21 protein-coding genes and 1 pseudogene are annotated in these 23,664 nt (G+C 70.9%); 2 read left to right on the top strand and 20 right to left on the bottom strand.

What is annotated here, in order from left to right; genetic code table 11:
• Positions 1 to 70: 70 nt before the first annotated feature.
• Positions 71 to 1,009: a DMT family protein gene (locus tag ACZ4XD_RS16250; RefSeq protein ID WP_468042542.1), complete on the top strand. Its 939-nt coding sequence runs from the start codon at positions 71 to 73 to the stop codon at positions 1,007 to 1,009.
• A 95-nt stretch (positions 1,010 to 1,104) separates the two neighbouring features.
• On the opposite strand, the gene ACZ4XD_RS16245 is transcribed toward ACZ4XD_RS16250, so the two are convergent.
• The 9 genes from ACZ4XD_RS16245 to rpsB form a co-directional block, all read right to left on the bottom strand.
• Positions 1,105 to 2,178: an ABC transporter ATP-binding protein gene (locus ACZ4XD_RS16245; RefSeq protein ID WP_468042541.1), complete on the bottom strand. Its 1,074-nt coding sequence runs from the start codon at positions 2,176 to 2,178 to the stop codon at positions 1,105 to 1,107.
• Positions 2,179 to 3,924 carry an ABC transporter permease gene (locus ACZ4XD_RS16240; protein WP_468042540.1) on the bottom strand — a complete coding sequence of 582 codons (1,746 nt, stop codon included), beginning with the start codon at positions 3,922 to 3,924 and terminating at the stop codon, positions 2,179 to 2,181.
• Positions 3,900 to 4,976: a thiamine ABC transporter substrate-binding protein gene (locus tag ACZ4XD_RS16235; protein WP_468042538.1), complete on the bottom strand. Its 1,077-nt coding sequence runs from the start codon at positions 4,974 to 4,976 to the stop codon at positions 3,900 to 3,902. Before ACZ4XD_RS16235 ends, ACZ4XD_RS16240 begins: the two co-directional genes overlap by 25 nt.
• Positions 4,977 to 5,234: 258 nt before the next feature.
• Positions 5,235 to 6,341 (bottom strand): dual-specificity RNA methyltransferase RlmN, encoded by a 1,107-nt coding sequence (gene rlmN / locus ACZ4XD_RS16230; RefSeq protein ID WP_026169186.1) that lies wholly within the window; start codon positions 6,339 to 6,341, stop codon positions 5,235 to 5,237.
• A 252-nt stretch (positions 6,342 to 6,593) separates the two neighbouring features.
• Positions 6,594 to 7,760 carry a phosphatidate cytidylyltransferase gene (locus tag ACZ4XD_RS16225; protein WP_181018530.1) on the bottom strand — a complete coding sequence of 389 codons (1,167 nt, stop codon included), beginning with the start codon at positions 7,758 to 7,760 and terminating at the stop codon, positions 6,594 to 6,596.
• The gene (gene frr / locus ACZ4XD_RS16220) at positions 7,760 to 8,317 is read right to left on the bottom strand and encodes a ribosome recycling factor (protein ID WP_006602824.1); all 558 of its coding nucleotides are present in this window, start codon (positions 8,315 to 8,317) and stop codon (positions 7,760 to 7,762) included. Before frr ends, ACZ4XD_RS16225 begins: the two co-directional genes overlap by 1 nt.
• Positions 8,318 to 8,492: 175 nt before the next feature.
• Entirely contained in the window at positions 8,493 to 9,263 is a 771-nt protein-coding gene (gene pyrH / locus ACZ4XD_RS16215; protein ID WP_018087130.1) for a UMP kinase, read from the bottom strand.
• Positions 9,264 to 9,425: 162 nt separating this feature from the next.
• On the bottom strand, positions 9,426 to 10,262 hold the full coding sequence (gene tsf, locus ACZ4XD_RS16210; protein ID WP_468042535.1) for a translation elongation factor Ts: 837 nt from the start codon (positions 10,260 to 10,262) through the stop codon (positions 9,426 to 9,428).
• A 108-nt stretch (positions 10,263 to 10,370) separates the two neighbouring features.
• Positions 10,371 to 11,240: a 30S ribosomal protein S2 gene (gene rpsB / locus ACZ4XD_RS16205; RefSeq protein WP_042149408.1), complete on the bottom strand. Its 870-nt coding sequence runs from the start codon at positions 11,238 to 11,240 to the stop codon at positions 10,371 to 10,373.
• Positions 11,241 to 11,580: 340 nt separating this feature from the next.
• Between rpsB and ACZ4XD_RS16200 the strand changes: the two genes are divergently transcribed.
• On the top strand, positions 11,581 to 12,951 hold the full coding sequence (locus ACZ4XD_RS16200; RefSeq protein WP_468042533.1) for a murein hydrolase activator EnvC family protein: 1,371 nt from the start codon (positions 11,581 to 11,583) through the stop codon (positions 12,949 to 12,951).
• Positions 12,952 to 13,311: 360 nt separating this feature from the next.
• On the opposite strand, the gene ACZ4XD_RS16195 is transcribed toward ACZ4XD_RS16200, so the two are convergent.
• The 11 genes and pseudogenes from ACZ4XD_RS16195 to lepB (ACZ4XD_RS16145) form a co-directional block, all read right to left on the bottom strand.
• The gene (locus ACZ4XD_RS16195; RefSeq protein ID WP_468042593.1) at positions 13,312 to 13,851 is read right to left on the bottom strand and encodes a TetR/AcrR family transcriptional regulator; all 540 of its coding nucleotides are present in this window, start codon (positions 13,849 to 13,851) and stop codon (positions 13,312 to 13,314) included.
• 127 nt (positions 13,852 to 13,978) lie between these two features.
• Entirely contained in the window at positions 13,979 to 14,815 is an 837-nt protein-coding gene (gene whiG / locus ACZ4XD_RS16190) for an RNA polymerase sigma factor WhiG (RefSeq protein ID WP_042149406.1), read from the bottom strand.
• 362 nt (positions 14,816 to 15,177) lie between these two features.
• On the bottom strand, positions 15,178 to 16,488 hold the full coding sequence (gene dprA / locus ACZ4XD_RS16185; protein ID WP_468042531.1) for a DNA-processing protein DprA: 1,311 nt from the start codon (positions 16,486 to 16,488) through the stop codon (positions 15,178 to 15,180).
• Positions 16,485 to 18,149: a YifB family Mg chelatase-like AAA ATPase gene (locus tag ACZ4XD_RS16180; protein WP_468042529.1), complete on the bottom strand. Its 1,665-nt coding sequence runs from the start codon at positions 18,147 to 18,149 to the stop codon at positions 16,485 to 16,487. Before ACZ4XD_RS16180 ends, dprA begins: the two co-directional genes overlap by 4 nt.
• Positions 18,149 to 18,499: pseudogene (locus tag ACZ4XD_RS16175) on the bottom strand (YraN family protein); the annotation flags it as partial. The gene ACZ4XD_RS16180 and the pseudogene ACZ4XD_RS16175, both read right to left, overlap by 1 nt.
• A 623-nt stretch (positions 18,500 to 19,122) precedes the next feature.
• Positions 19,123 to 19,431: a DUF2469 domain-containing protein gene (locus ACZ4XD_RS16170; protein ID WP_003980220.1), complete on the bottom strand. Its 309-nt coding sequence runs from the start codon at positions 19,429 to 19,431 to the stop codon at positions 19,123 to 19,125.
• A 38-nt stretch (positions 19,432 to 19,469) separates the two neighbouring features.
• Positions 19,470 to 19,946, bottom strand: a complete 477-nt coding sequence (locus ACZ4XD_RS16165; RefSeq protein WP_468042590.1) for an NUDIX hydrolase — start codon at positions 19,944 to 19,946, stop codon at positions 19,470 to 19,472.
• 142 nt (positions 19,947 to 20,088) lie between these two features.
• The gene (gene lepB, locus ACZ4XD_RS16160; RefSeq protein ID WP_468042526.1) at positions 20,089 to 20,817 is read right to left on the bottom strand and encodes a signal peptidase I; all 729 of its coding nucleotides are present in this window, start codon (positions 20,815 to 20,817) and stop codon (positions 20,089 to 20,091) included.
• 54 nt (positions 20,818 to 20,871) lie between these two features.
• Positions 20,872 to 21,843, bottom strand: a complete 972-nt coding sequence (gene lepB / locus ACZ4XD_RS16155) for a signal peptidase I (RefSeq protein ID WP_468042588.1) — start codon at positions 21,841 to 21,843, stop codon at positions 20,872 to 20,874.
• Positions 21,785 to 22,903, bottom strand: a complete 1,119-nt coding sequence (lepB, locus tag ACZ4XD_RS16150; protein ID WP_468042524.1) for a signal peptidase I — start codon at positions 22,901 to 22,903, stop codon at positions 21,785 to 21,787. Before lepB (ACZ4XD_RS16150) ends, lepB (ACZ4XD_RS16155) begins: the two co-directional genes overlap by 59 nt.
• The gene (gene lepB, locus ACZ4XD_RS16145) at positions 22,896 to 23,660 is read right to left on the bottom strand and encodes a signal peptidase I (protein ID WP_468042522.1); all 765 of its coding nucleotides are present in this window, start codon (positions 23,658 to 23,660) and stop codon (positions 22,896 to 22,898) included. Before lepB (ACZ4XD_RS16145) ends, lepB (ACZ4XD_RS16150) begins: the two co-directional genes overlap by 8 nt.
• Between the last annotated feature and the right edge of the window lie 4 nt (positions 23,661 to 23,664).

The following is a 23,664-nucleotide window of genomic DNA, read 5'->3' as shown; positions in this document are numbered from 1 at the left end:
GTCCCCCATTGCACGTCTGCCAGGAAGGTAATGAACGAGTAATGCGGACAGCGGGCGAACGGAGCTCTTGGTGATCATCGGCCTTCTGACGGCCGTGGCGGCGTCGGCCTGCTACGGCACGGGATCGGTCCTCCAGGCGGTGGGCTCCCGCAAATCCGCTCGCCGGGAGGCGGCCGAGTCCTCCACCACCGGCGTCACCCAGCATGGCGGGCCCAGCCTGTCATCGACCGCGAAGGCGGCCGTGACCTGGGAGTTCATGGTGGGCACGGTGCTGGACTTCGTCGGGTTCGGGCTGGGCGCGCTGGCCGCCCGGCTGCTGCCGCTGTTCCTTTCCCAGACCGTGATCAGCGCCAATCTCGTGATCACGGCGGTACTGAGCATCAAGCTTCTCGGTATCCGGCTCAGCCGGGCGGAGTGGTCCTCCATCGGGGTGGTCTGCGCGGCCCTGGTGCTGCTGGCCACGGCCGCGGGGCCGGAGGGCAGCGGTCACACCCCGATCGCCACCCACTGGTGGCTGCTCGTCGCCTCCGTCGTGCTGATCGGCGGCGGCATCCTGATCGTGCGGCTGCTCGGCGGGCGGGCCGCGATCCTGGCGGGTCTGCTCTCCGGTCTGGGGTTCGGTGCGCTCGGGGTCGGCGTACGGGTGCTGAACGGGGTGGACCCCTTCCATCTGCCGTCGCTGCTCGGCGACCCCGCGCTGTACGCGATTCTCGTGGCCGGTATCGGCGGCATGTATCTGCACACCGTCGCCCTCCAGATCGGTTCGGTGAACGGCGCCACGGCGGCGCTGGTGGTGGGCGAGACGGTGGTCCCCGGCATTCTCGGAGTGTTGTGGCTGGGGGACGCGTCCCGTCCGGGCTTCGCCTGGGTCGCCGTCCTCGGCTTCGTGGTGGCGGTGGCCGGTGCCGTCGCGGTCGCCTGGTTCGGCGAGCCGGAGGGTGAGCCCGGCGCAGCCGGGGCCCGAGCCCCGGAGGCCGGCGAGCGGCCCACGGAGGTCGCGGCCCGCTGAGGCGCGCCTCCGTTCCCGGCCGGCGCGACTGCCGGACGCGGGGCGCCGGTGAGCGGCCCACGCCCCCGGCGTCCCACCGGGCCCCGCCCCGGTGATCAGCCCGCCGGAGCGGAGGCGTCCAGCACCACCACGTCCTGCGCCTGGAAGGCGATCCCCACCCGCTCGCCCACTTCGGGCGCGTCCCGCAGCGCGCAGGCCGCCTCCACCTGCGGTCCGGTGGCCGGCTGGAGCAGCAGCGCGACATGGGTGCCGCGGAAGGTACGGGCCGCGACCGTGCACGGCAGGCCCTCCGCGGCGGCCGTGAGCCGTACCCCGGCCGGGCGGACGAGCAGCCGGCACGGCCCGTCCGGGGTGGCCGGCGGAACGGGCACCTTCCCCCAGGGGGTGGCGGCCGCGTCGCCCTGCACCGTCGCCTCGACCACGTTGTCGAAGCCGAGGAAGCGGGCCACGAATTCGCTGGCGGGCCGCTGCCAGACCTCCAGCGGGGTGCCGGACTGCGCGATCCGGCCGTCCTGCATCACCACGACCCGGTCGGCGAGCGCGAAGGCCTCCCCCTGGTCGTGGGTGACGGCCAGCACGGTCGTCCCCAACTCCTGGAAGAGCCGCCGCAGTTCGACGACCAGCCGTTCCCGCAGCCCACGGTCGAGCTGACCGAGCGGTTCGTCCAGCATCAGCAGGCGGGGGCGGGGGGCCAGGGCGCGGGCCAGGGCGACGCGCTGCTGTTCGCCGCCGGACAGGGAGGCCACGGCGCGCCGCTGGGCGCCCGGCAGCCCGACGAGGTCCAGGAGTTCGGCGACCGTACGCTCCTGGTCGGCGCGCGGGGTGCGCCGCATCCGCAGCCCGAAGGCGACATTTCCGGCGACATCGCGCTGCGGGAAGAGCTGGTGGTCCTGGAACATCAGGCCGACCCCGCGCCGGTGGGCGGGCACCCCCGACTGGTCCCGCCCCTCCAGCAACACCTGTCCCGCGTCGGCCTGTTGGAGCCCGGCGACCACCCTCAGCAGCGTGGACTTGCCGCTGCCGCTCGGCCCCAGGACGCACACGATCTCCCGGGCGGCGACCTCCAGACCGACCGCGTCCAGCGCGGGACGCCCGCCCGTGCCGAAGCGGACGGTCACCCCGCCCAGCCGCAGCAGCTCCCGCGCCGTGCTCCCGGCCCGTGCCGTCATCTAGAACTCCCCGGATCGGTCGAGGGGGCGCAGCCGCTCCAGCACCAGCAGGGCGGCGGCGCACACCACCATCAGGATGGTCGACAGGGCCATCGCCTGCCCGTAGTTGAGCTCCCCGGCCCGCCCCAGCAGCCGGGCCACGGCCACCGGCAGCGTCGGCTGGTCCGGCCGGGCGAGGAAGACCGTCGCGCCGAACTCACCGAGCGACACGGCGAAGGCGAAGCCCGCGGCGATCAGCAGCGCCCGGCGCACCATCGGCAGGTCGACCGCGCGCCACACCTGCCAGGGGGAGGCGCCGAGCACGGCGGCCGCCTCCCGCAGCCGGCTGTCGACCGCCCGCAGCACCGGCAGCATCGTCCGGACCACGAACGGCACCCCCACCAGCGCCTGGGCGAGCGGCACCAGCCACCACGAGGCACGCAGATCGAGCGGGGGCTCGTCGAGGGTGATCAGAAAGCCGAAGCCGACGGTCACCGCGGAGACTCCCAGGGGCAGCATCAGCAGCGCGTCGAAGCCGCGGACGAACCGGCTGACCAGGGGCGTCCGCCCGGACGGGCCGCGGCGCAGCCGGGGGAGGGTCAGTGCGGCGGCCGCCAGTCCGCCCACCACCAGCGCGATCACGGTGGCCGCGGCCGCGTAGGCGAGGGAGTTCCACAGGGCGTCGAGGGGGGCGACGGCGAAGGTGCTGTCGGCGCTCGCGGCGGAGCCGAGCGCGGCGTAGAAGGCCACTCCGTAGCCGTCCGGCCCGGCGAACGAGCGCTCCACGAGCACCACCAGCGGTGTGAGGAGCAGGACGGCGATGACCGCGAACGTCCCCCACAGCAGCGCCCACTGGCCCCGGCCGCGCGGGCGGCGGGCCGTCTGCGACGCGTCCACGAGCCGGAGCGCGGATTCCCGGCGGCGCACGGTCCAGGCGTGCAGCGCCAGGACGCCCAGCACCGCGGCGAACTGGATCATGGTGAGGACGGCGGCCGTCGGCAGATCCAGGAAGTCCGCGGTCTGCCGGTAGATCTCCACCTCCAGCGTGGAGAAGGTGGGCCCGCCCAGGATCTGCACCACCCCGAAGGAGGTGAAGGTGAACAGAAAGACCATCAGGGCGGCGGCCGCGACGGCGGGTCCCAGCGCGGGCAGCGTCACCCGCCGCCAGGCCGCGAACCGCCCGGCTCCCAGCACCCGCGCCGCCTCTTCCTGCCGCGGATCGAGCTGCCCCCAGAGCCCGCCGACGGTCCGTACGACCACGGCGTAGTTGAAGAAGACATGCGCCAGCAGGATCGCCCACACCGAGGTGTCCAGGCGCACGCCCCACAGGTCGTCCAGCAGCCCGCCCCGCCCGACCAGCGCCAGGAACGCCGAGCCGACCACCACGGTCGGCAGCACGAACGGCACCGCCACGACCGCCCGCAGCAGCTGCTTGCCGGGGAAGTCGAAGCGCGCGAAGACATAGGCGCCGGGCAGCGCGATCAGCAGCGTCAGCCCGGTGGAGGCGGCCGCCTGCCAGAGGGTGAACCACAGCACCTGCACGACGTCCGGGTCGCTCAGCACGGCACCGAACCGGCTGAGCTGCCACTGCCCGCCGTCCTTGAGCCCCCGTCCGACGATCGCCACGACGGGGTAGGCGAAGAACAGCGCGAAGAAGGCGAGCGGCACCGCCATCAGGCCGAGCCGCACCGCCGTCCCCCGCGCGGGCCTGCCGCGCCGGGCGCCCGTGCCGTCCGAAGGCGTTACTTCAGAACGAGCGAGGACCACTGCTTGATCCACTGTTCGCGGTTCTTGGTGATCGTCCCGGGCGCCAGGGTGGCCGGCTTGTCGATCGTCGTGCCGTACTTGGTGAACAGCTCCGGCACCGCGGCATCCTTACGGGCCGGGTTGACGAACATCGTCAACGGCATGTCCTCCTGGAACCTCTTGCTCAGCAGGAAGTCCAGCAGCGCCTTGCCGCCCTTCTCGTTCTTCGCGCCCTTCAGCAGACCGCCGAACTCGATCTGCCGGAAGCAGGTGCCGGCCGCGACACCGGTCGGGGCCTCCTTGGGCGCGGGCTTCTTGCCGAGCACCTCGGCGGGCGGGCTGGAGGCGTAGGAGACCACCAGCGGCTTGTCGCCCTTGCCCTTGCCCGCGGCGGAGCCGGAGAACCGGTCGTTGTAGGCCTGTTCCCAGCCGTCGACGACCTCGACGCCGTTGGCCTTGAGCTTCTTCCAGTAGCTCTGCCAGCCCTTCTCCCCGTACTTCGCGATGGTGCCGAGCTGGAAGGCCAGCCCCGGGGAGGAGGTGGCGGAGTTCTCCGTGACGAGCAGCCCCTTGTACCGGGGCCGGAGCAGATCGTCGAAGGTCTCCGGCGGCGCGATCTTGTGCCGGGTGAAGTAGCCGCGGTCGTAGTTGACGCAGATGTCGCCGTAGTCGAGCGGGGTGACCCGGTGCTCGCCCTTGTCGAGCTGAAGCCCCGCCGGGACGCTCTCCAGCCCCTTGGCCCGGTAGGGGCTGAAGAGCCCCTCGTCCAGACCGCGTGAGAGCAGCGTGTTGTCGACCCCGAAGAACACATCGCCCTGGGGGTTGTCCTTGGACAGGATCGCCTGGTTCAGGGCCTTGCCGGCGTCCCCGCCCTTGATCATGGTGACCTTGTAGCCGCTCTCCTTCTCGAAGGCGGCCAGCACCGACTTGGAGACGTTGAACGAGTCATGGCTGACGAGCGTGACGGTCTTGGCGTCCGCGCTGCCGCCGCCGGAGTTACCGCAGGCGGCAAGGGCGGTCATCCCGACCGCTGCGGCCACCGTCGTCGCGGTGATTCTGCTGATGGTGCTCACTGATTTCCTCCTGGCTGGCCAGGAAGAGACGCGGCCCTGCCCGGTGTTCACGACTCCCGGCGTCCGGGGACGCGGGGAGGGAACTCCGGGCAGGGCGCAACAGCATGAGTGACGACCGAACTTCCTACCCGGAATGACCCGGGCGAGGTTCAAGGGTCTGCGGGCACCGTAGGACTACGACGCTTCCGCACTCTCAGCGCTGTGGCGCTCCCCTGTCGGAATGTGCATTTGTTCGACCACACCGTATCAGCGGGGCGGTCAGCGCTCCGAGGCCGCGAGCTGCCCGCAGGCGCCGTCGATCTCCTGACCACGAGTGTCGCGGACGGTCACCGGCACCCCGTGCGCCTCGATGGCCTGGACGAACGCCCGCTCGTCCTCGGGCCGCGAAGCGGTCCACTTCGAGCCCGGCGTCGGGTTCAGCGGAATGAGGTTCACATGGACGCGCTTGCCCTTCAGCAGCCGCCCCAGCAGATCACCGCGCCACGCCTGGTCGTTGATGTCCCGGATCAGCGCGTACTCGATCGAGATCCGCCGCCCGGACTTCTCGGCGTACTCCCACGCCGCGTCCAGCACCTCGCGCACCTTCCAGCGGGTGTTGACGGGCACCAGGGTGTCGCGCAGCTCATCGTCCGGGGCGTGCAGCGACACGGCCAGCCGGCACTTGAAGCCCTCGTCGGCGAACCGCAGCATCGCCGGCACCAGTCCGACCGTGGAGACGGTGATCCCCCGCTGCGACAGCCCCAGCCCGTCGGGCTCGGGGTCCGTCAGCCGCCGGATCGCCCCGACCACCCGCTTGTAGTTGGCGAGCGGCTCCCCCATCCCCATGAAGACGATGTTGGACAGCCGCGCCGGCCCGCCCGGCACCTCCCCGTCGCGCAGCGCACGCATCCCGTCGACGATCTGGTGCACGATCTCGGCGGTCGAGAGATTACGGTCCAGCCCCGCCTGCCCCGTGGCGCAGAACGGGCAGTTCATCCCGCACCCGGCCTGCGACGAGATACACATCGTGACCCGGTCCGGGTACCGCATCAGCACCGACTCGACGAGCGTCCCGTCATGCAGCTTCCACAGCGTCTTCCGCGTGGTGTCGTCATCACACGAGATGTGCCGCATGACCGTCATCAGCTCCGGCAGCAGCTCACTCGCCAGCTTCTCGCGCGCCGCGGCCGGAATGTCGGTCCACTGCGCCGGATCATGCGCATATCGGGCAAAGTAGTGCTGCGACAGTTGCTTGGCGCGAAACGGCTTCTCCCCGATCGCCGCCACCGCTTCACGACGCTCGACGGGACTGAGATCAGCAAGGTGCCGCGGGGGCTTCTTGGCCCCGCGCGGCGCGACAAAAGTAAGTTCTCCGGGTGCAGGCATGGTGGGTCCAGTGTGGCAGATCGTCCGGCGCGGCCCAGGTGAGAGCGGAGTGGAAGCCGTCACCCTCGGACGGCGGCTGCGGTTGGCGGCTCTCGCCGAGGCCGAGCGCGTAGGGATCCGGCGGGGCTGCTGGGGTACGGGTGCGCGACGTCGGCCGAGTGCCCAGCGGGCACCGGTAGGCGGCGTATGGCATACCGAAGAGGGCAGGAAGAGGAACCCCTCTCCCTGCCCTCGCCCGTAAGGACCTTGCGCTCAGCCGGCGCCCACGAAGATCACGAACAGCAGCCAGACGACCGGTGCGGTCGGCAGCAGGGAGTCGAGCCGGTCCATGATGCCGCCGTGGCCGGGGAGCAGGGTGCCCATGTCCTTGATGCCGAGGTCGCGCTTGATCATGGATTCGCCGAGGTCGCCGAGGGTCGCACTGGCCGCGACGGCGAGGCCGAGCAGCAGGCCCTGCCACCAGGCGCCGTCCGCGATCAGGAACTCCATGCACAGCGCGCCGGCCGCCATCGCGAAGAGCACCGCGCCGACGAGCCCCTCACGGGTCTTGCCGGGGCTGATACGCGGGGCGAGCTTGTGCTTGCCGAACCGCCAGCCGACCGCGTACGCACCGGTGTCGCTGACGACCGTGAGCAGCAGGAACGTCAGCACCCGCTGCGGCCCGTCGGCCTCGGCCGCGAGCATCAGCGCCACGAACGTCGCGAGGAAGGGCACATAGAACGCCGCGAAGACGCCGGCGGTGACGTCCCGCAGATAGTTCTCGGGCGCCTCGGTCATCCGCCAGACGAGCACGGCGAGCGCGGTGAGGGCCATCGCCACCCATGCCCCCTCGGCGCCGCGGACATAGCCGGCGACCACCATGGCGGTGCCGCCGACCGCGAGCGGTACCAGCGGCACCCTGATGTCCTTGCGCTCCGCCAGCCGCGAGGTCAGCTCCCACAGGCCCACGACCACGGCGATCGCTATCACGCCGATGAAGACGGGCTTGTAGACGAAGAGCGACGCAACGATGATCACGCCGAGGCCGATGCCGACCCCTATGGCGGCGGGCAGGTTGCGGCCCGCGCTCTTCTTCTTCGGCTTCTCTGAGTCCGGCGAGCTGTCGGACCCGGAAAGAGAGGTGGGCATGGGCTCCTGCGGCTTTTCGTCGCGGAACAGGGGGCCGCTCCGTCGAGCAGCCCCCCGGTCGTCCAGATGATCCCGGTTATCCCGGATATCCCGATGTTCCCGGTTGTCATCCTGGTGTCCGCCTTGCCCGGGGACAAAGGGCATGGGCCGAGTCTGCGCCGCATCGCCCCAGTCGTACACCGGACCCGCCGGAGCGGGGGGCGCCGCCCCTCGAAGCGAGGAGGCCGGTCCGTGGTCGGGCGGTCCCCATTGACCGGCGCCGGGCGGGGCCCCCCAGGAAGACTCGTTCATCAGACCTCGAGGAGCTCGGATTCCTTGTGCTTGAGCAGCTCGTCCACCTGCGCGACGTACTTCGCGGTGGTGTCGTCGAGCTCCTTCTCGGCGCGGCGCACCTCGTCCTCGCCGCTCTCCTTGTCCTTGACCAGCTTGTCGAGGGTCTCCTTGGCCTTGCGCCGGACGCTGCGGATCGAGATCTTCGCGTCCTCGCCCTTGTTCTTGGCGACCTTGATGAACTCCTTGCGGCGCTCCTCGGTCAGCTCCGGGAACGTCACTCGGATGATGTTGCCGTCGTTGCTCGGGTTGACGCCGAGGTCGGAGTCGCGGATGGCCTGCTCGATGTTGCGCAGCGCGCTCTTGTCGAACGGGGTCACCACGGCCATCCGCGGCTCGGGCACCGAGAACGACGCCAGCTGGTTGATCGGCGTCATGGCACCGTAGTAGTCCGCCACGATCTTGTTGAACATCGCCGGGTGCGCACGCCCGGTGCGAATCGCGGCGAAGTCCTCCTTGGCGACCACGACGGCCTTCTCCATCTTCTCCTCGGCCTCGAGGAGGATCTCTTCGATCACCACTTGCTCCTGGTCTTTTCGGTAAGAAGCAGAGCCTCGCCCCTGCCGCGCGTCTTCTCCTGCACGGTGTCCGACCGGCAGGCCGTTGTCCATCCCCGTACCGGGGTCCTGCCCCGGTCGGGAGTTGCCGCCCGTACAGGGCGATGCCCGTACGGAATCACGGCAGTTGAGGCCGTCAGGCCCGGGTGTCCTGATCGCTGACGAGCGTGCCGATCTTCTCACCCTTCACCGCACGCGCGATGTTGCCCTCGGCGAGCAGTTCGAACACGAGGATCGGGAGCTTGTTGTCCCGGCACAGCGTGATCGCGGTGGCGTCGGCGACCTTCAGGTCGCGGGTGATCACCTCGCCGTATTCGAGCGCGTCGAACTTCACCGCGTCGGGGTTCTTCTTGGGGTCGGAGTCGTAGACGCCGTCCACCCCGTTCTTCCCCATCAGCATGGCCTCGGCGTCGATCTCCAGGGCACGCTGGGCGGCGGTGGTGTCGGTGGAGAAGTACGGCATACCCATACCGGCGCCGAAGATGACGACCCGGCCCTTCTCCAGGTGGCGCACCGCGCGCAGCGGAATGTACGGCTCCGCGACCTGTCCCATGGTGATGGCTGTCTGGACGCGGGAGTCGATGCCCTCCTTCTCCAGGAAGTCCTGGAGGGCCAGACAGTTCATGACCGTGCCGAGCATGCCCATGTAGTCGGAGCGGGCCCGGTCCATGCCGCGCTGCTGGAGTTCGGCGCCGCGGAAGAAGTTGCCGCCGCCGATCACGATGGCGATCTCGTAGCCGTCGCGCACCACGGCGGCGATCTCGCGGGCCATCGCGTGCACGACGTCGGGGTCGACGCCCAGTCCCCCGCCGCCGGCGAACGCTTCGCCCGACAGCTTCAGCAGGAAGCGTCGCCTGCCGCCGTGACCGGCATGGTCTGTGTGCGCGCCGTCGGCACCGTGAATCATTGAGCTCTCCTCGTGCACATACGAAGAAGGCCATTGCCGTGGGTCTGGTTCAGATCCCTCTGCGGCAATGGCCTCCTCGTCACATCTGCGGCCGGCCGTTGAGCGGCCGACTGCGTACGACCCTAGCGGGGTCGTAGGTCATTCGCTGCCTTCGCGACAGGCTCAGATGCCGACCTTGATGCGCGAGAAGCGCTTCAGGGTGACACCGGCCTCCTGGAGGACCTTCTCAACGGACTTCTTGTTGTCAAGGGCGTACGGCTGACCGAGCAGCGTCGCGTCCTTGAAGAAGCCGTTGATCCGGCCCTCGACGATCTTCGGAAGAGCGGCCTCGGGCTTGCCCTCCGCGCGGGTGGTCTCCTCGGCGACACGCCGCTCGGCCTCGACGACCTCGGCCGGGACGTCGTCCTTGGCGAGGTACTTCGGGGCGAACGCGGCGATGTGCTGCGCGACGCCCTTGGCGACCTCGGCGTTCTCCTTGTCGAGCTCGACGAGGACACCGATCTGCGGGGGCAGGTCGGGCATGGTGCGGTGCATGTACGCCGACACGTAGCCGTCGGAGAACTGCGCGAAGCGGTCCAGGACGATCTTCTCGCCCAGGTTGGCGTTGGCCTCGTCGACGAACGCCTGGACGGTCTTGCCGGCCGCGATCTCGGAGGCGAGCAGGGCCTCGATGTCGGCCGGGGAGGTCTTCGCGATGTGCGCGGCGATCTCGTTGGCGACGGCCTGGAACTTCTCGCCCTTGGCGACGAAGTCCGTCTCGCACTTCAGCTCGACGATGACACCGGAGGTGTTGTCGCCGGCGATCACGGAGACCACCGCGCCGTTCTCGGCGGACCGGCCCTCGCGCTTGGCGACGCCCTTCTGGCCCTTGATACGCAGCGCCTCGACGGCCTTGTCGACGTTGCCCTCGGCCTCGTCCAGGGCCTTCTTGCAGTCCATCATGCCGGCGCCGGTGAGCTCGCGGAGCTTCTTGACGTCAGCGGCGGTGTAGTTCGCCATGGTCTGTGAATCTCTTCTCGAAATCTCGAAGTCGAAAGATCTACGGGTGGACGGCGGGGGCGGCGCCGGTGGCGCCCTCCCCCGCCGTCATCAGCCGGATGCTGCGGGTCAGGCCTGCTCGGCCGGCTTCTCGGCCTCGGCGGCGGGGGCCTCGGCGGGCTTCTCCTCGGCCTTGGGGGCCTCGTCGTCAGCCTTCTTCTCGCCCTCGAGCAGGTCGCGCTCCCACTCGGCCAGCGGCTCGGCGGCAGCGGCCTTCTCGCCGGGCTTCTGGTCGCCGGTGGCGGCACCGGAGCGGGCGATGAGGCCCTCGGCGACGGCGTCGGCGATCACGCGGGTGAGCAGGGTGACGGAGCGGATCGCGTCGTCGTTGCCCGGGATCTTGTAGTCGACCTCGTCCGGGTCGCAGTTGGTGTCGAGGATCGCGACGACCGGGATGTTGAGCTTGCGCGCCTCACCGACGGCAATGTGCTCCTTCTTGGTGTCCACGATCCAGACGGCGCTGGGCACCTTCTGCATCTCGCGGATACCGCCGAGGGTCTTCTCCAGCTTGGCCTTCTCGCGGGAGAGAACCAGGAGCTCCTTCTTGGTGAGGCCGGACGCGGCCACATCCTCGAAGTCGATCTGCTCGAGTTCCTTCAGGCGCTGGAGGCGCTTGTAGACGGTCGAGAAGTTGGTCAGCATGCCGCCGAGCCAGCGCTGGTTCACGTAGGGCATGCCCACGCGGGTCGCCTGCTCGGCAATGGCCTCCTGGGCCTGCTTCTTCGTGCCGACGAACATGACCGAGCCGCCGTGGGCGACGGTCTCCTTGACGAACTCGTAGGCGCGGTCGATGTACGACAGCGACTGGAGCAGGTCGATGATGTAGATGCCGTTGCGCTCGGTGAAGATGAAGCGCTTCATCTTCGGGTTCCAGCGGCGGGTCTGGTGCCCGAAGTGGACGCCGCTCTCCAGCAGCTCCCGCATCGTGACGACGGCCATGGCCGTACTCCTTGTTGTTCTCGGTTCCACTGCGGCCGGTCGGCCGCGGTGCCTGACGCCCCGACGCGCCTGCCGGGGAAGACACCTTGCGGAGCCGTCCGAGGACCGAGGGGCGCGGCCGTCGTGCTGCCCGAACGGGACTGGTGCACTGACGGCGGGGCGTGCGAAGTCGACCCGGTGACCCGGATCGCCACCAGAAGTGTACGGGACTGCCGATGCACCGGGCGACACGCACCATTTCGAGCCCCACCCGAGTGACACCGTTGTCCACAACCGCCCTGTCATCCACAGCTTCAGACCAAGATCCACACACCGCGACGGACTGCGTCACCGTCAACACATGCGACGAAACACGCGACGAGCAGCCGCGCCCGGCCCGCACGACCGGCCCGGCCCGCGCCAAGATCCGCGGCAAAATCTGCGACAGAATCCGCGACGACATTCGGTCCCGACCAGGGGCTTTCGTGCCTCCTTCACCGGCTTCCGGGGGCGCTTCCGACGGCCGGCGAGCGGCGGGCGGCCCAGGCCCCGCACCCGAGCGGGGCGGGGGACCGGGCCCGTTTCGGCCGCCAGGCGCTGGCCTCCATCCTCTTCCTCGCCCTCGCCGTCGTCCTCGCCCTCGCCCTCGCCCTCATCGTCGTCCTCATTCCCACCTCTGCCTTGGTACCGGTCCCGGTCTCACTGCTCGTCTCCGCCCCCGACCCGCTTCCGGTCGCCCGCGCCTCTGCCACCGGGTCCGCGGCGCGGGGGGCCGAAGGGATACGGGCCGAGCTGCTTCTTCCCCGCCCACGCGGCGGGCGTCCTGCTGGCCCCGACCGCGGCCGCGGTCCTCACGCTCTTCACACCCGCCCTTGCGAGCGCTGCCCCTCCGTCGGTGAGCGAGGTGGTGGGGAGAGGGGTGGAGCGTGGGGTGGATCCGGCGGGGATCGCAGGGCGCGGCGAGGGGGTGCGGTGGCGTGCCGACGGGGTGCGGTGGCGTGCCGAGGGGGCTGCGCCATCGGCACCTGCCACGCCGGACGAGGACAGAGCCTGGCCAGTGGGGGGACCTGCGGGCGCACAGCCGACGGTGGTCAGGGGCTGGAAGCCACCTCCTTCCCCGTGGGCAGCCGGGCACCGCGGGGTGGACCTGGCCGCTTCCGCCGACGCCGTGGTGCGAGCCGCGGCCCCCGGCCGGGTGGCCTACGCCGGAACCGTCGCAGGCCGCGGCGTCCTGACCCTTGAGGTGTCCGGCTCGGGCCGCCCTCCATTACGCACCTCGTACGAGCCCGTACGCTCCATGGTTCGGAAGGGTCAGCGCGTCAAGGCCGGCCAGCCAGTCGCTGTCCTCCAGCACGACGGCCCGTTCCACTGCCGGGAGCCCTGCCTCCACTGGGGCCTACGCCGCGGCAAGACCTACCTGGACCCACTGTCCCTGCTGCCCCGAAGCATGCTCCGCGGCGGCCCGTCCCGACTACTGCCGATCTTCGGAATCCCCGTACCGGCGGGCGGCCCCACCACTCTCCGGCATCCGGAACCCCCGGAGCCAACAGCGCACGAGAGGAACTCGGAATCTACGGCAGCTGCCCTCATAGAAGCGGCCGGACTCGCGGCCGTGGCGATCTGGGCGTTCGGCCGGCTTCCAGCGGCCCGGCCCGCGGTAAGCGAGGAGAGCCCGCGAAGGCGGCGGGGCCGGAGGCGGTCGTGGCACGTGGTCGGGCGAGGGGGTGAGTGAGCGCGAGAACGCAGCGATCGCGGCGAAACGGGATCCCAACGCTGCGGTGATCGCGACGGCACAGGTGAGCCCGAAACGTTGAGAGCAGCCCGATCAGCGAGGCGGCGGTGACGTCGCACGGGCAGTGGCCCACGCCAAGCACAGGCACGGGCGCCGGTGGCAGGAGGGGCGCACAGCGGCTTGCCCCCACCCCAGGGGCGCGCCCGGGCTGCGGGCTGCGGGCTGCGGGCTGCGGGCTGCGGGCTGCGGGCTGCGGGCTGCGGGCTGCGGGCTGCGGGCTGCGGGCTGCGGGCTGCGGGGCCAACGAGTGTGGAGGTGGTGGAGGTGGGTGGGCCGGGGCCCGGGGGGAAGCCCCCGAAGTCAGCCGCGAACCCCGCGTAGGGCCATCGCCACCGCCGCCTCCGTGATCTCGCCCGGGTCCTCCGCGGCACCCAGTTCGATGCGGCGGACCGCCGCGTCGACGACACCCTGGAGGAGCATGGCCGCGAGCCGGGGCTGCTCGTGGCCCAGGGCGGCGAGCGCCTCGACGATCATGGCGATGAGTCCGCCGTGCGCCGCGCGGATCTTCTCGCGCGCGCCCGCGTCCAGCTCGCCGGCCGAAATGGCCACCACGGCACGGTGGCGCCGGTCGCCGACCAGCGCGAGTTGCCGGCGCACATACGCCTCGACCTTGCCCTCGGGCGTGTCGACGCGCTGCATCGCCGCTTCGACCTCGGCGGCCCAGACCGGGAAGTCGACGGCACAGAGCTCTTCGACGACGGCGGCGCGCGAGCGGAAGTACTCGTATACGGAGGAGCGCGCGAGGCCCGTGCGCTCGGCGAGGGCGGGGAAGGTCAGCGCTTCCGTTCCGCCTTCGGACAGCAGGGAGCGGGCGGCGTCCAAGAGGGCGCCGCGCTGCATCGACCGGTGCTCGGCCACGGAGGCCGCTCGAATCCTGGGCACGTCACCACTCTACGGATGGCACGCCCGCCGTGGCACTCCGCATGGCGAGACCGCGTGGGAAGACCCGGCGCCGGCAACGTGTGACTCAGCGCCCGACGTCGGCGAGCTTCGCCCTGAGCTGGAGTACGGATTTGGTGTGGATCTGGCTGACTCTGCTCTCCGTGACGCCGAGGACATTGCCGATCTCGGCGAGCGTGAGGCCTTCGTAGTAGTAGAGCGTGACCACGGTCTTCTCACGTTCGGGAAGGGTGTTGATGGCACGCGCGAGCAGGCGCCGCAGCTCACGGTCCTCGGCGATCTCGACCGGGTTCTCAGCGGCCGTGTCCTCGAGGGTGTCCATCAGGCTCAGCCGTTCGCCCCCCTCGCCGCCGACGTGCAGCAGCTCCTCCAGCGCGACGACGTTCGCCAGGGACAGCTGGCTGAACACGCCGTGGAGTTCCTCCAGTGCGATGCCCATCTCCTCGGCAACTTCCGCCTCGGAGGGGGTACGGCGCAGTTGCGCTTCGAGGGTGGCGTAGGCGCGTTCGACGGCGCGGGCCTTTTGCCGTACGGAGCGCGGAATCCAGTCGAGTGCCCGGAGCTCGTCGATCATTGCGCCGCGGATACGGGTGATGGCGTAGGTCTCGAACTTGATGGAGCGTTCGGGCTCGAACTTCTCGATGGCGTCGATCAGTCCGAAGACCCCGGAGGAGACGAAGTCGGCCTGTTCCACGTTGGGGGGCAGGCCGACGCTGACGCGGCCGGCGACGTACTTGACCAGCGGCGAGTAGTGCAGGATCAGCTGCTCCCGCAGCCTGCCGTCGCCTGACGCCTTGTAGGCGCGCCACAGCTCGTCGAGTGAGCTGGGCGGAGCGGGGCGCACGCTGCCGCGTGCGGCGGGTGGTACAGCCGCACGGTCAGACCCGGAGGTGTGCTGGGGCATTCGTCGCCTTGAGCCGTTCTGCCGAGACGCGGGTGGATGGATGCATGAGGGTTGAATTTTCCTGTGAGCGTAGCGTGACCACAGTGTCGCGGTGCGCGAGGAAGGCAGGTTCGTGGGTGCGCAGATACGTTCCGCTGCCCGCACCCCAGAGTTACCTCGTACGGCGTGGCGACATCCGGACACGGTGCCGGGTGCGGGCTTCCGGAGGGCCGTGCGGGCGGACGCGATGACATGACGGGCGGGGCCTCGTGCGTCCCGTGCGCCACATTGCCGTCTCCCCATGGGTCGGGCCCGTGCCACGAAGCACGGCAAACCTGGATTCTGCGGTCATTCCCCTCACCCTTTCACCCGTTCGCCCCAGGTCAAGTACCGCCTCGCCGGGAAGGCCCGGTCGTCTCGGCGCGTCGCGCCAACTCCCAGCGATCACCGCACTTTTGAACGAATCCGAGGGACAGCAGCTCGAAGAGTTTGGCGCGGGTGACATCGCGGGGCACGCCGGCTTCCTGGGCCAGATGGCCGGTGTCCGCGCTGCCGCGCGCTGGCAGCGCCTCCAGTACGAGGGTTGCGACGGGGTCCAGAAGGTCGCGGATGCGGGTTCGGCCTTCCCGTTCGGGGGCGAGGTCGCCGATGCTGCCGACGAGCTCGATGACCTCGTCGGCGTCGGTGACCACCGCGGCCTCGCCACGCAGGAGTTGATGCACACCGGCGGAGAGGCCGCTGGTGACCGGGCCCGGCATGCCCATCGTGAAGCGTCCGAGGGTCTGTGCCCGCCGGGCGGTGACGAGTGAGCCGCTGCGGAGTTCCGCCTCTACGACAACGGTGCCTCTGGTGAGCGCGGCGATCACGCGGTTGCGCTGGATGAAGCGGCTGCGGGTGGGGTGGTCGCCAGGCGGTAACTCGGCTACCAGCAGGCCCTGTTGAGCGATCCTGCCGATCAACTCGGTGTGGCCGCGCGGGTAGGGGTGGTCGACTCCGGAGGCCATGACAGCGGTGGTCGCGCCGTCCGCGGCGAGTGCGCCGCGGTGGGCCGCGCCGTCCACGCCGTAGGCGGCTCCGGAGACGACGGTCCAGCCGCGGTCGGCGAGTCCGGCGCCGAGGGTGGTGGCGAGGTGGGCGCCGTATTCGGTGCAGGCCCGGGCGCCGACGACGGCGACCGAGCGCAGTGCCCACAGTCGGAGGTTGGCCGTCCCGCGCACCCATAGGCCGATGGGGCGGGCGTCGCCGAGGTCGTCGAGCTGGCCGGGCCATTCGTCGTCCCCGGGGCAGATGAACCGGCCGCCGATTGCGGTGACGGCGTCGAGGTCCGCGATGGGGCGTGCGCGGGCGGCTCGCAGCCGCAGTCCCGCGACCTTGGCCCGGCTGGCGCCAGGGGGCGGGGCCGCGTCGTCGTCGGACAGGGTCTGCCACAGGGCCTCCGGACCCCTCTCACGCAGCCAGCGGCCGGCGGTTTCATCGCCCGGTTCGAGGATGCGGGTGAGGGCTGCGCGGGCCGTGCGCTGCGGGTCGGGTGCCTCGCCGGCTGCACACAATGGGCCGCTGGTCGCGGGGCTCGGCTCGGTCGTCGTGGGTACGGCATGGCGGGGTCCGGCCGTGGGGTCGAGGGCGCGGGCCGGGTGCTTGCCCGCTGACTCCGGCTCGTCGGTGGCGAAGCCCCATGCGTCGATGCCGTTCATGGTTGCCCCTGCTTGTGCAGAGACCGGGCGGTCCCGGTCTCTTGGTGCTTTCCGCCGCCATCGGCCGTCGTCAGCGCGCCGCGGCGTACGCCGGTGCGGAGTTCCAGGGCCCAGTTGACGTCCTCCTTGGTGGGGCGGTCACGGCCGGCCAGGTCGGCGGCCGTCCACGCGACACGGAGGACGCGGTCGAGGCCACGGGCGGTGAGGAGGCCGCATTCGAGGTCGCGTTCCGCCTGGGCCAGCGCGCCGGGGTGGACCTGCCAGCGGGTGCGCAGCTCGTGCCCGGGTACCTCGCTGTTGGTGTGCCACGGTGTTCCGGCGAAGCGGGCCGCGGCGCGTTCCCGGGCGGTCCGGACGCGTTCGGCCACGGCGGCGGTGGTTTCCGTGCCGCGGCCGAGTGCGGTCAGTTCGGCGCGGGCGACCGGCTCGACGGCGATCCGCAGGTCCACGCGGTCCATCAGGGGGCCGGAGAGCCGGGCCCGGTAGCGGCGGATGGACGACGGCCGGCATTCGCAGCCGCCGCTGCTGGTGCCGTGCCGTCCGCAGGGGCATGGGTTGGCAGCGAGAGCGAGAAGGATGCGGGCGGGCATGCGCATCATGCCCGCGGCGCGGGCGACGACGACATGACCGGACTCCAGTGGCTGGCGCAGTGCGTCCAGAACACGTGGGCTGCACTCCGCGGCCTCGTCCACGAACAGCACACCGTGGTGGGCGAGGGAGACGGCGCCGGGGCGGGGCAGTCCGGTGCCGCCGCCGACGAGGGACGCCATGGTCGCGGAGTGGTGCGGGGCGCAGTAGGGCGGACGGTGGACGAGCGGCTGACCCGGCGGGAGGGTGCCGGCTACCGAGTGGACGGCGGTGACCTCCAGGGATTCCTTGGGTGACAGGGGCGGCAGCAGTCCGGGGAGGCGTTCGGCGAGCATGGTCTTGCCGGCGCCGGGCGGGCCCTTGAAGAAGATGTGGTGGCGTCCGGCGGCGGCCACTTCCAGGGCGCGGCGGGCACTGTGCTGGCCTGCGACGTCCGCGAGGTCGGGGGTGTGGTCGCCGGGTGGCAGGCCCGCGCCGACGCTGGTTCCGGGCACGACCAGTCCGGCGAGCGAGGTGTCGGGGCGGCCTTCTTGCCGGGGGTCTTCCTCGTCGGGCACCGGTTCGTCGGCGAGGACGGCGATGAGCTGGCGCAGGCTGCGCACGCCGAGGACCGAAATGCCGGGGACGAGGGATGCTTCGGCCACGGTCTGTTCCGGGACGACGACCTGGCGGTATCCGGCGTCGGCGGCGGCTAATACGGCGGGGAGTACTCCGCGTACGGGGCGGACGCGGCCGTCCAGGCCCAGTTCGCCGATCATCATCAAGTCGGTGAGTTCGCGGGGGTCCAGGCGCTCGGCGGCACCGAGGACCGCGCAGGCCACGGCCAGGTCGAAGCCGCTGCCGCCTTTGGGTACGGAGGCCGGACTGAGGCCGACGGTGAGCTTCTTCTGCGGCCATTCGGCGCCGGAATTCACGACGGCGGCGCGCACCCGTTCCCTGGACTCGATGAGGCTCTTGTCGGGGAGTCCGACGAGGGTGAAGGCGGCGACGCCGGGTTCCAGGTCGGCCTGGACTTCGACGACGACACCTTCGACGCCTACCAGGGCGACGGAGCAGGTGCGGGCGAATCCCATCAGGCCACCCCTCGTGCGTGCTGGACGACCGGGGCGCCGCGGGCCGGCAGCAGTACGCCGATGACGTCGATCCGCACGCCTCCGGGCGGCGGGCCGCCGTGTCGCTCCAGCCAGCGTTCCGCCAGCAGTCGCAGCCGGGCGGTCTTCTCGGGGCGTACGGCCGCCATGGGGTGTTCGTACCAGCCGGCGCGGCGGGTTTTCACTTCGCAGACCACCAGGGCGTCGCCGTCGGCCGCGACGATGTCGATCTCTCCGTCGCGGCAGCGCCAGTTCCGGTCCAGGATCCGCATCCCGGCCTCGATGAGCCGCCGGGCTGCCAGGTCCTCGCCGTAGCGGCCGAGGGCGCGGCGCCGGGTGTCGGGCGGTTTGGCCGCCGTGGGGCCGGTGTCTCTCGGGTCGGCGGCGGATGGCTCGGCGGTGGTCCGCGCGGCCGCCGCGGGGGGCTTACGTCCCGGTGGCGGCGCTCCGCCCTTGCGGCCACTGGCCGGCGTTACCGTCGCCGCCCGCCCCGAACCCGTGCTGTGCGCCTCTTCGCCGACCGGCCCCGCGCCGCTGCTCGCCTCGTCCGGTCCGCTCGCCGCAAGCGACCCGAGCTCTTCGCCCTGCCCGCCCGTCGCAAGCGACCCGAGCTGTTCGCCCTGCCCGCCCGTCGGACACGATCCGAGCTCTTCGCCCTGCCCCCTCGTCGAGCGCCCCCGGAGGACCTCTCCCCCGCGGCTCGCCGAGCTCGCCCCCCGTGCCGCGTTCCGGTCCCTCGCGGAGCGCGTGCTCGACGGCGCCTCCGTGATCGGTGCGTTCTTCCCGGCCTGCCGGCCGGCCTGCATGGCGTTCATGCGGTACCACCTCCGGCACCGACTGTGACGCCCCCGACCCGATCTTTTGGATCTTGGTGGACAGTGAGCCGGTTGTGGATAACCCGCTCACCCGTCCGGATGACGGTGGGCCGCCCCGAGCCCCGGCCTCTCCGGCCGGCTCAGCTCCCCGGAAGATCCAGATCGCTCTTGTTGAGCTCCTCGATATTCACGTCCTTGAACGTGAGCACCCTCACCTGCTTGACGAAGCGGGCCGGGCGGTACATGTCCCAGACCCAGGCGTCAGCCATCGACACCTCGAAAAAGACTTCACCCTGGACCGAGTGCACCTGCATCTCGTAATCATTGGTGAGGTAGAAGCGACGCTCGGTCTCGATCACATATTTGAACAGCCCGACGACGTCGCGGTACTCCCGGTAGAGCTTCAGCTCCATCTCGGTCTCGTACTTCTCGAGGTCCTCGGCGCTCATGGCAGATCCCCTTCAGCCGTGCGTCCCCCCATTGTGCGTCAGACCCGCTCGGTCTCCAGGAGCACCGGCGCATCGGGGGGCCCATCGTCGAGCAGCGTGCGCAGCAGCTCGACGAGTCTGGTCGGATACACCGTCTCACGGGATGCGGACAGTTCCTCCCAAGTCCACCACCTCAGTCCCGAGACGCTGCGTCGCTCCAGGTCCGTCTGTCCGCCGGTGTGCGTGGCAGTCCGGTCGGTTCTTCCCAGGTAGTACCACTCATCCTGCTCCCAGCGGCGCCCGTCGAACGGAAAAGCGCAGTGGCGCTTCCACAGGACGGGGCCGAGGACCACGTCGGTGAGGCCGGTCTCCTCGGCGAGCTCGCGGCGGGCGGCCTCTTCGCGGCTCTCCGTGCCTTCGAGGCCACCGCCGGGGGTGAACCACCAGGTGTCGGAGGGGCGGTCCGGTTCGAAGCCGTGGAGCAGCAGGATCCGGTCGTCGGGATCGAGCAGCACCACGCGGGAGACCTGGCGCACAGCGGTCGCCTCCGGTGCGTCCGGGGCCGCACCGGCACGCCCCTCAGCCGCCGCCCGGCGCCCGGCCGACTCGTCACCGCCGGCCGCAGCATCGTCCGCCGCCGCACGCCCCGTAGGCTCCTCGGCGCCCCGTCCCCGACCCTCAGCCACGCTTACGCGCCCCGCGCCGGGCGAGCGGCCCGTAGGCCGCACCGCCGAGGATGAGGACCGCACCGGCGACCACCGCGAGGGTGATGGGCCGCACCGGGCCGGGCTGCGAGATACCGCCGGGAAGGGCGGCGAAGCCGGCCGGGCGCTGCATCACGCCGACACTGCCGAGGGGCCAGGCGCGCGCGTCGACCCGGGCGTTGACGGCGCTGCGCGGCACCGAGCCGTGGTCCCCGTCGGTGAGGTGGACACGGGAGTCGAGGGAGTCGTTGCGATGGTCGCCGAGCAGGAAGAGCTGGCCGGCGGGGACCTTGGCCTTGAAGCCCACGGGAGAGGCGGGCCCGCTGCCCTGGAGATACGGTTCCTCGACGGGCTTTCCGTTGACGGTCAGCCGGCCCTGCTTGGTACAGCAGGCGACCTTGTCTCCGCCGGTGCCGACGACGCGCTTGACCATCGGAAGGTCGCCCCAGACGTCGTCCTTGAAGACGACGATGTCGCCGCGCCGTATCTCGGAGCCGTCCACCCGCTCGGCCAGGACCCGGGCGCCGGCCGCGATCGTGGGCGACATCGAATCGGTCGGCACCGTATAGGGGCGGTAGGTCAGCGCCCCCCAGACGAAGCCGCCCAGGAACAGCACACAGCCGACGGCCACGGCCAGACCGGACAGCACGCTGCCCGTCGTCCGGCCGCGGCCGTCGGTCCTGTGTTCGGTACTGCTGCTCATCCCAGCGCTCCCACCCCGCGGAACCGGCCCGCGTCGAAGATCCGGGACGGCACCTTACCTGGGGTTACGCGCTCCGGTCAGCCTCCGGCGGCGCCACATCACGATCGGCACCGCGCCGGCCAGACCCAGGGCGGCCGGCGCCGCCCCCATTGCCTTGTTGATCCCGGGCTGGTCGAAGGTGTCCGGTACCGGCAGGGTCGACCAGCGGTTGATCGGCCATGCGATGGTGAACGCCCGGCCGACGACCTCCTCCTCCGAGACCGTGCCGTTGCCCTTGAGGTTCTGGTGGTAGCGGGAGTCGAGGGAGTCGTCACGGTGGTCGCCCATCACCCAGATCCGGCCCTTGGGGACGTGGATCGGGCCGAACGCGCGGTCACCGCAGGGGGTGACGCCGGGGAAGATGTACGAGTCTTCCTTGAGGGCCTTGCCGTTGACCTTGACCGGCCCGGTGCCGTGGCACTCGACGGTGTCGCCGCCGACCGCGATGACCCGCTTGATCAGGTCCTTCTCCTCGGCCGAAGGCATCAGCCCGATGAAGCTGAGGACCTTCTGGACGGGGTTCGGCTCGGGGGTCGGCGTCTCGTTCAGCCAGCCGCCCGGATCGTGGAAGACCACGACCTCACCGCGCTGCGGCTTGGAGCCGAACCACGGCGTCAGCTTGTCGACCAGGACCCGGTCCCCCCGCTGGAGGGTGTCCTGCATCGAGTCGGACGGGATCGAGAACGCCTGCACCAGGAAGGTCTTGATCAGCAGTGCCAGGAGCAGAGCGATGCCGATGAGGATCGGCAGCTCCTTCCAGAAGGCGCGCGGCTTCTTGGCCTTCGTCATGCCGCCGCTCACCTCCTCGCCCGACGACCTGTCCAACGTATCGGATGTGTCCGATTCGTCGGCCGGGGCCGAACGCTGCGGCTGCGCCCCTGACTGTGCTGGTGACTGATGCACGGAACTCATCGCCGGTCCCGCGGCCTCACCACGCCCTGCCGGCTCTTCGGGCTCTTCGGTTCCGGACCGCGCGCCGACCGCCAAGTCCCCCACATCTGCTCCTCACTCCACGCACTCGCCCGCCCGTCAACCGGTGCAGGCCCACCACTCCCATAACGAGCGGGAGTTCCGCAGGGGTCGGGAGTACGGACAAACTCTCGGATGACACCTTATGCGGCGTACCTGCCGAGGACGCCTTGGCGCCCGGCGCGTCGCGCACCGTCGCAAAGGTGTCGGGCTCTTCGAGGCGCCGCCAGTGGCTGAACGGCCAGGCGATCACCACGGCCCGGCCCACGACGTTGTCCTCCGAGACCGTGCCACGGTAAGGCTCGTCCAGGTGGAAGCGCGAATCCGCGGAGTCCGAGCGGTGGTCGCCCATCACGAAGATCCGTCCGGTGGGGACGGCCACCGTGAACTTCAGCGTGGAGGGCGGGTTGCCCGGATGGACATACGGTTCGGTCAGCGGTGCGCCGTTGACGGTGACCCGGCCCTGCTTGTCGCAGCATTTGACGGTGTCGCCGCCGACCGCCACGACCCGCTTGATCAGGTCCTGTTCATCAGCCGACGGCAGCAGCCCGATGAAGGTCATGGCGTCTTTCACCGGCTGGAAGGCGCCCCCGTCACTATCGGGTTTGATCTGCTCGCCCTTGAGCCAGCCCCCGGGGTCCTTGAAGACGACGACGTCACCGCGCTCCGGCTTGGAACCGAACCACGGCGTCAGCTTGTCGACCAGCACCCGGTCGCCGATCTTGATCGTCTGCTCCATGGAGCCGGACGGGATGACGAACGCCTGGACCAGGAAGGTCTTCAGGACGAGGGCGATGGCCAGCGCCACGCCGACCAGGATCGGGATTTCCTTCAGGTAGGAGCGCTGTCTGCGGCGCTTGATGCGCTTCGCCTGGCGCCGCCGCGCGGCACGCCCACCGGTCGCGACCCGGGCCGACCGCCGTCCGCCGTGCCCGGCCGTCTCCTGCGGGCCGCCGCCCGCGCCGGGGTCGCCGTACGCCTCCTCGCCCTGCCCCGTTGGGTCGGCCCCCCGCGCCCGGCTCCGCTTCGGTGGGCCGTCGCCCTGGCTCCCGTGGCGGGGGCGTCCGCGCTTACCCATGGGGACCTGCCGCGGCGGGTATCCGGTCGAAGGTCCCTGGGGTCTCGAAGGTGCGCCAGCGGCTCATCGGCCAGGTGATCAGGTCCGCACGGCCGATGACCTTGTCGAGGGGGACCGTGCCGCCGCCCGGCTGACCGAGGTGGTCGCGGGAATCACTGGATCTGGCGCGGTGGTCCCCCATGACCCACAGCCGGCCCTCCGGCACCACGATGTCGAAATCCACCGAGGACGGCGCGTCCCCGGGGTGGAGATACGCCTCGCTCACGGGCTCACCGTTCACTTCGATCCGTCCCCGTTTGTCGCAGCAGGTCACATGGTCGCCGCCGATGCCGATCACACGCTTGACGTAGTCGGTCTCGGCGGGACGGGCCAGGCCCAGCGCCGCGCCGGCTCCGCGCAGCAGCCCCGTGACGGGATTCTCCCCCTGTTCCCTGTGAACGAAGGACCCGGTGCCGTCGAAGACCACCACGTCACCCCGCGCCGGTGCGCTGCCGAAACGGTACGCCAGCTTGTTGACCAGCACGCGGTCCCCGATCCGCAGGGTGTTCTCCATGGAGGAGCTGGGGATCAGAAAGGGCTGCGCGATGAACGTGCTGAGCAGCAGCACGAAGGCCAGACAGAGCGCGAACAGGGTGACCGGCCGGTGGCGCAGACCGGCCGCACGGGCGCGGAAACGCGCGAAGCGCGACCCCTGCTCCGGCCCCTGGTCGGGGGTGGGAGAGGGGTCGCGCTCCGTGAGCTGTGCGTCGGTGTCCATCGGG

This window comes from Streptomyces sp. NPDC029466 (assembly GCF_055574515.1).
The sequence above is the reverse complement of the archived record's forward strand: the minus strand, read 5'-3'. Positions and strand labels throughout refer to the sequence as shown.

Coding starts and splice junctions, on each gene's coding strand:
- ACZ4XD_RS16170 (WP_003980220.1), bottom strand. CDS start 19,431: ATGAGCGCCGAGGACCTCGAGAAGTACGAGACCGAGATGGAGCTGAAG.
- pyrH (WP_018087130.1), bottom strand. CDS start 9,263: ATGATTCACGGTGCCGACGGCGCGCACACAGACCATGCCGGTCACGGC.
- dprA (WP_468042531.1), bottom strand. CDS start 16,488: ATGAACGGCATCGACGCATGGGGCTTCGCCACCGACGAGCCGGAGTCA.
- ACZ4XD_RS16245 (WP_468042541.1), bottom strand. CDS start 2,178: ATGACGGCACGGGCCGGGAGCACGGCGCGGGAGCTGCTGCGGCTGGGC.
- ACZ4XD_RS16200 (WP_468042533.1), top strand. CDS start 11,581: ATGCGACGAAACACGCGACGAGCAGCCGCGCCCGGCCCGCACGACCGG.
- rpsB (WP_042149408.1), bottom strand. CDS start 11,240: ATGGCCGTCGTCACGATGCGGGAGCTGCTGGAGAGCGGCGTCCACTTC.
- ACZ4XD_RS16195 (WP_468042593.1), bottom strand. CDS start 13,851: ATGCAGCGCGGCGCCCTCTTGGACGCCGCCCGCTCCCTGCTGTCCGAA.
- ACZ4XD_RS16225 (WP_181018530.1), bottom strand. CDS start 7,760: ATGAACGAGTCTTCCTGGGGGGCCCCGCCCGGCGCCGGTCAATGGGGA.
- lepB (WP_468042524.1), bottom strand. CDS start 22,903: ATGGGTAAGCGCGGACGCCCCCGCCACGGGAGCCAGGGCGACGGCCCA.
- whiG (WP_042149406.1), bottom strand. CDS start 14,815: ATGCCCCAGCACACCTCCGGGTCTGACCGTGCGGCTGTACCACCCGCC.
- tsf (WP_468042535.1), bottom strand. CDS start 10,262: ATGGCGAACTACACCGCCGCTGACGTCAAGAAGCTCCGCGAGCTCACC.
- rlmN (WP_026169186.1), bottom strand. CDS start 6,341: ATGCCTGCACCCGGAGAACTTACTTTTGTCGCGCCGCGCGGGGCCAAG.
- ACZ4XD_RS16180 (WP_468042529.1), bottom strand. CDS start 18,149: ATGGGATTCGCCCGCACCTGCTCCGTCGCCCTGGTAGGCGTCGAAGGT.
- lepB (WP_468042522.1), bottom strand. CDS start 23,660: ATGGACACCGACGCACAGCTCACGGAGCGCGACCCCTCTCCCACCCCC.
- lepB (WP_468042526.1), bottom strand. CDS start 20,817: ATGAGCAGCAGTACCGAACACAGGACCGACGGCCGCGGCCGGACGACG.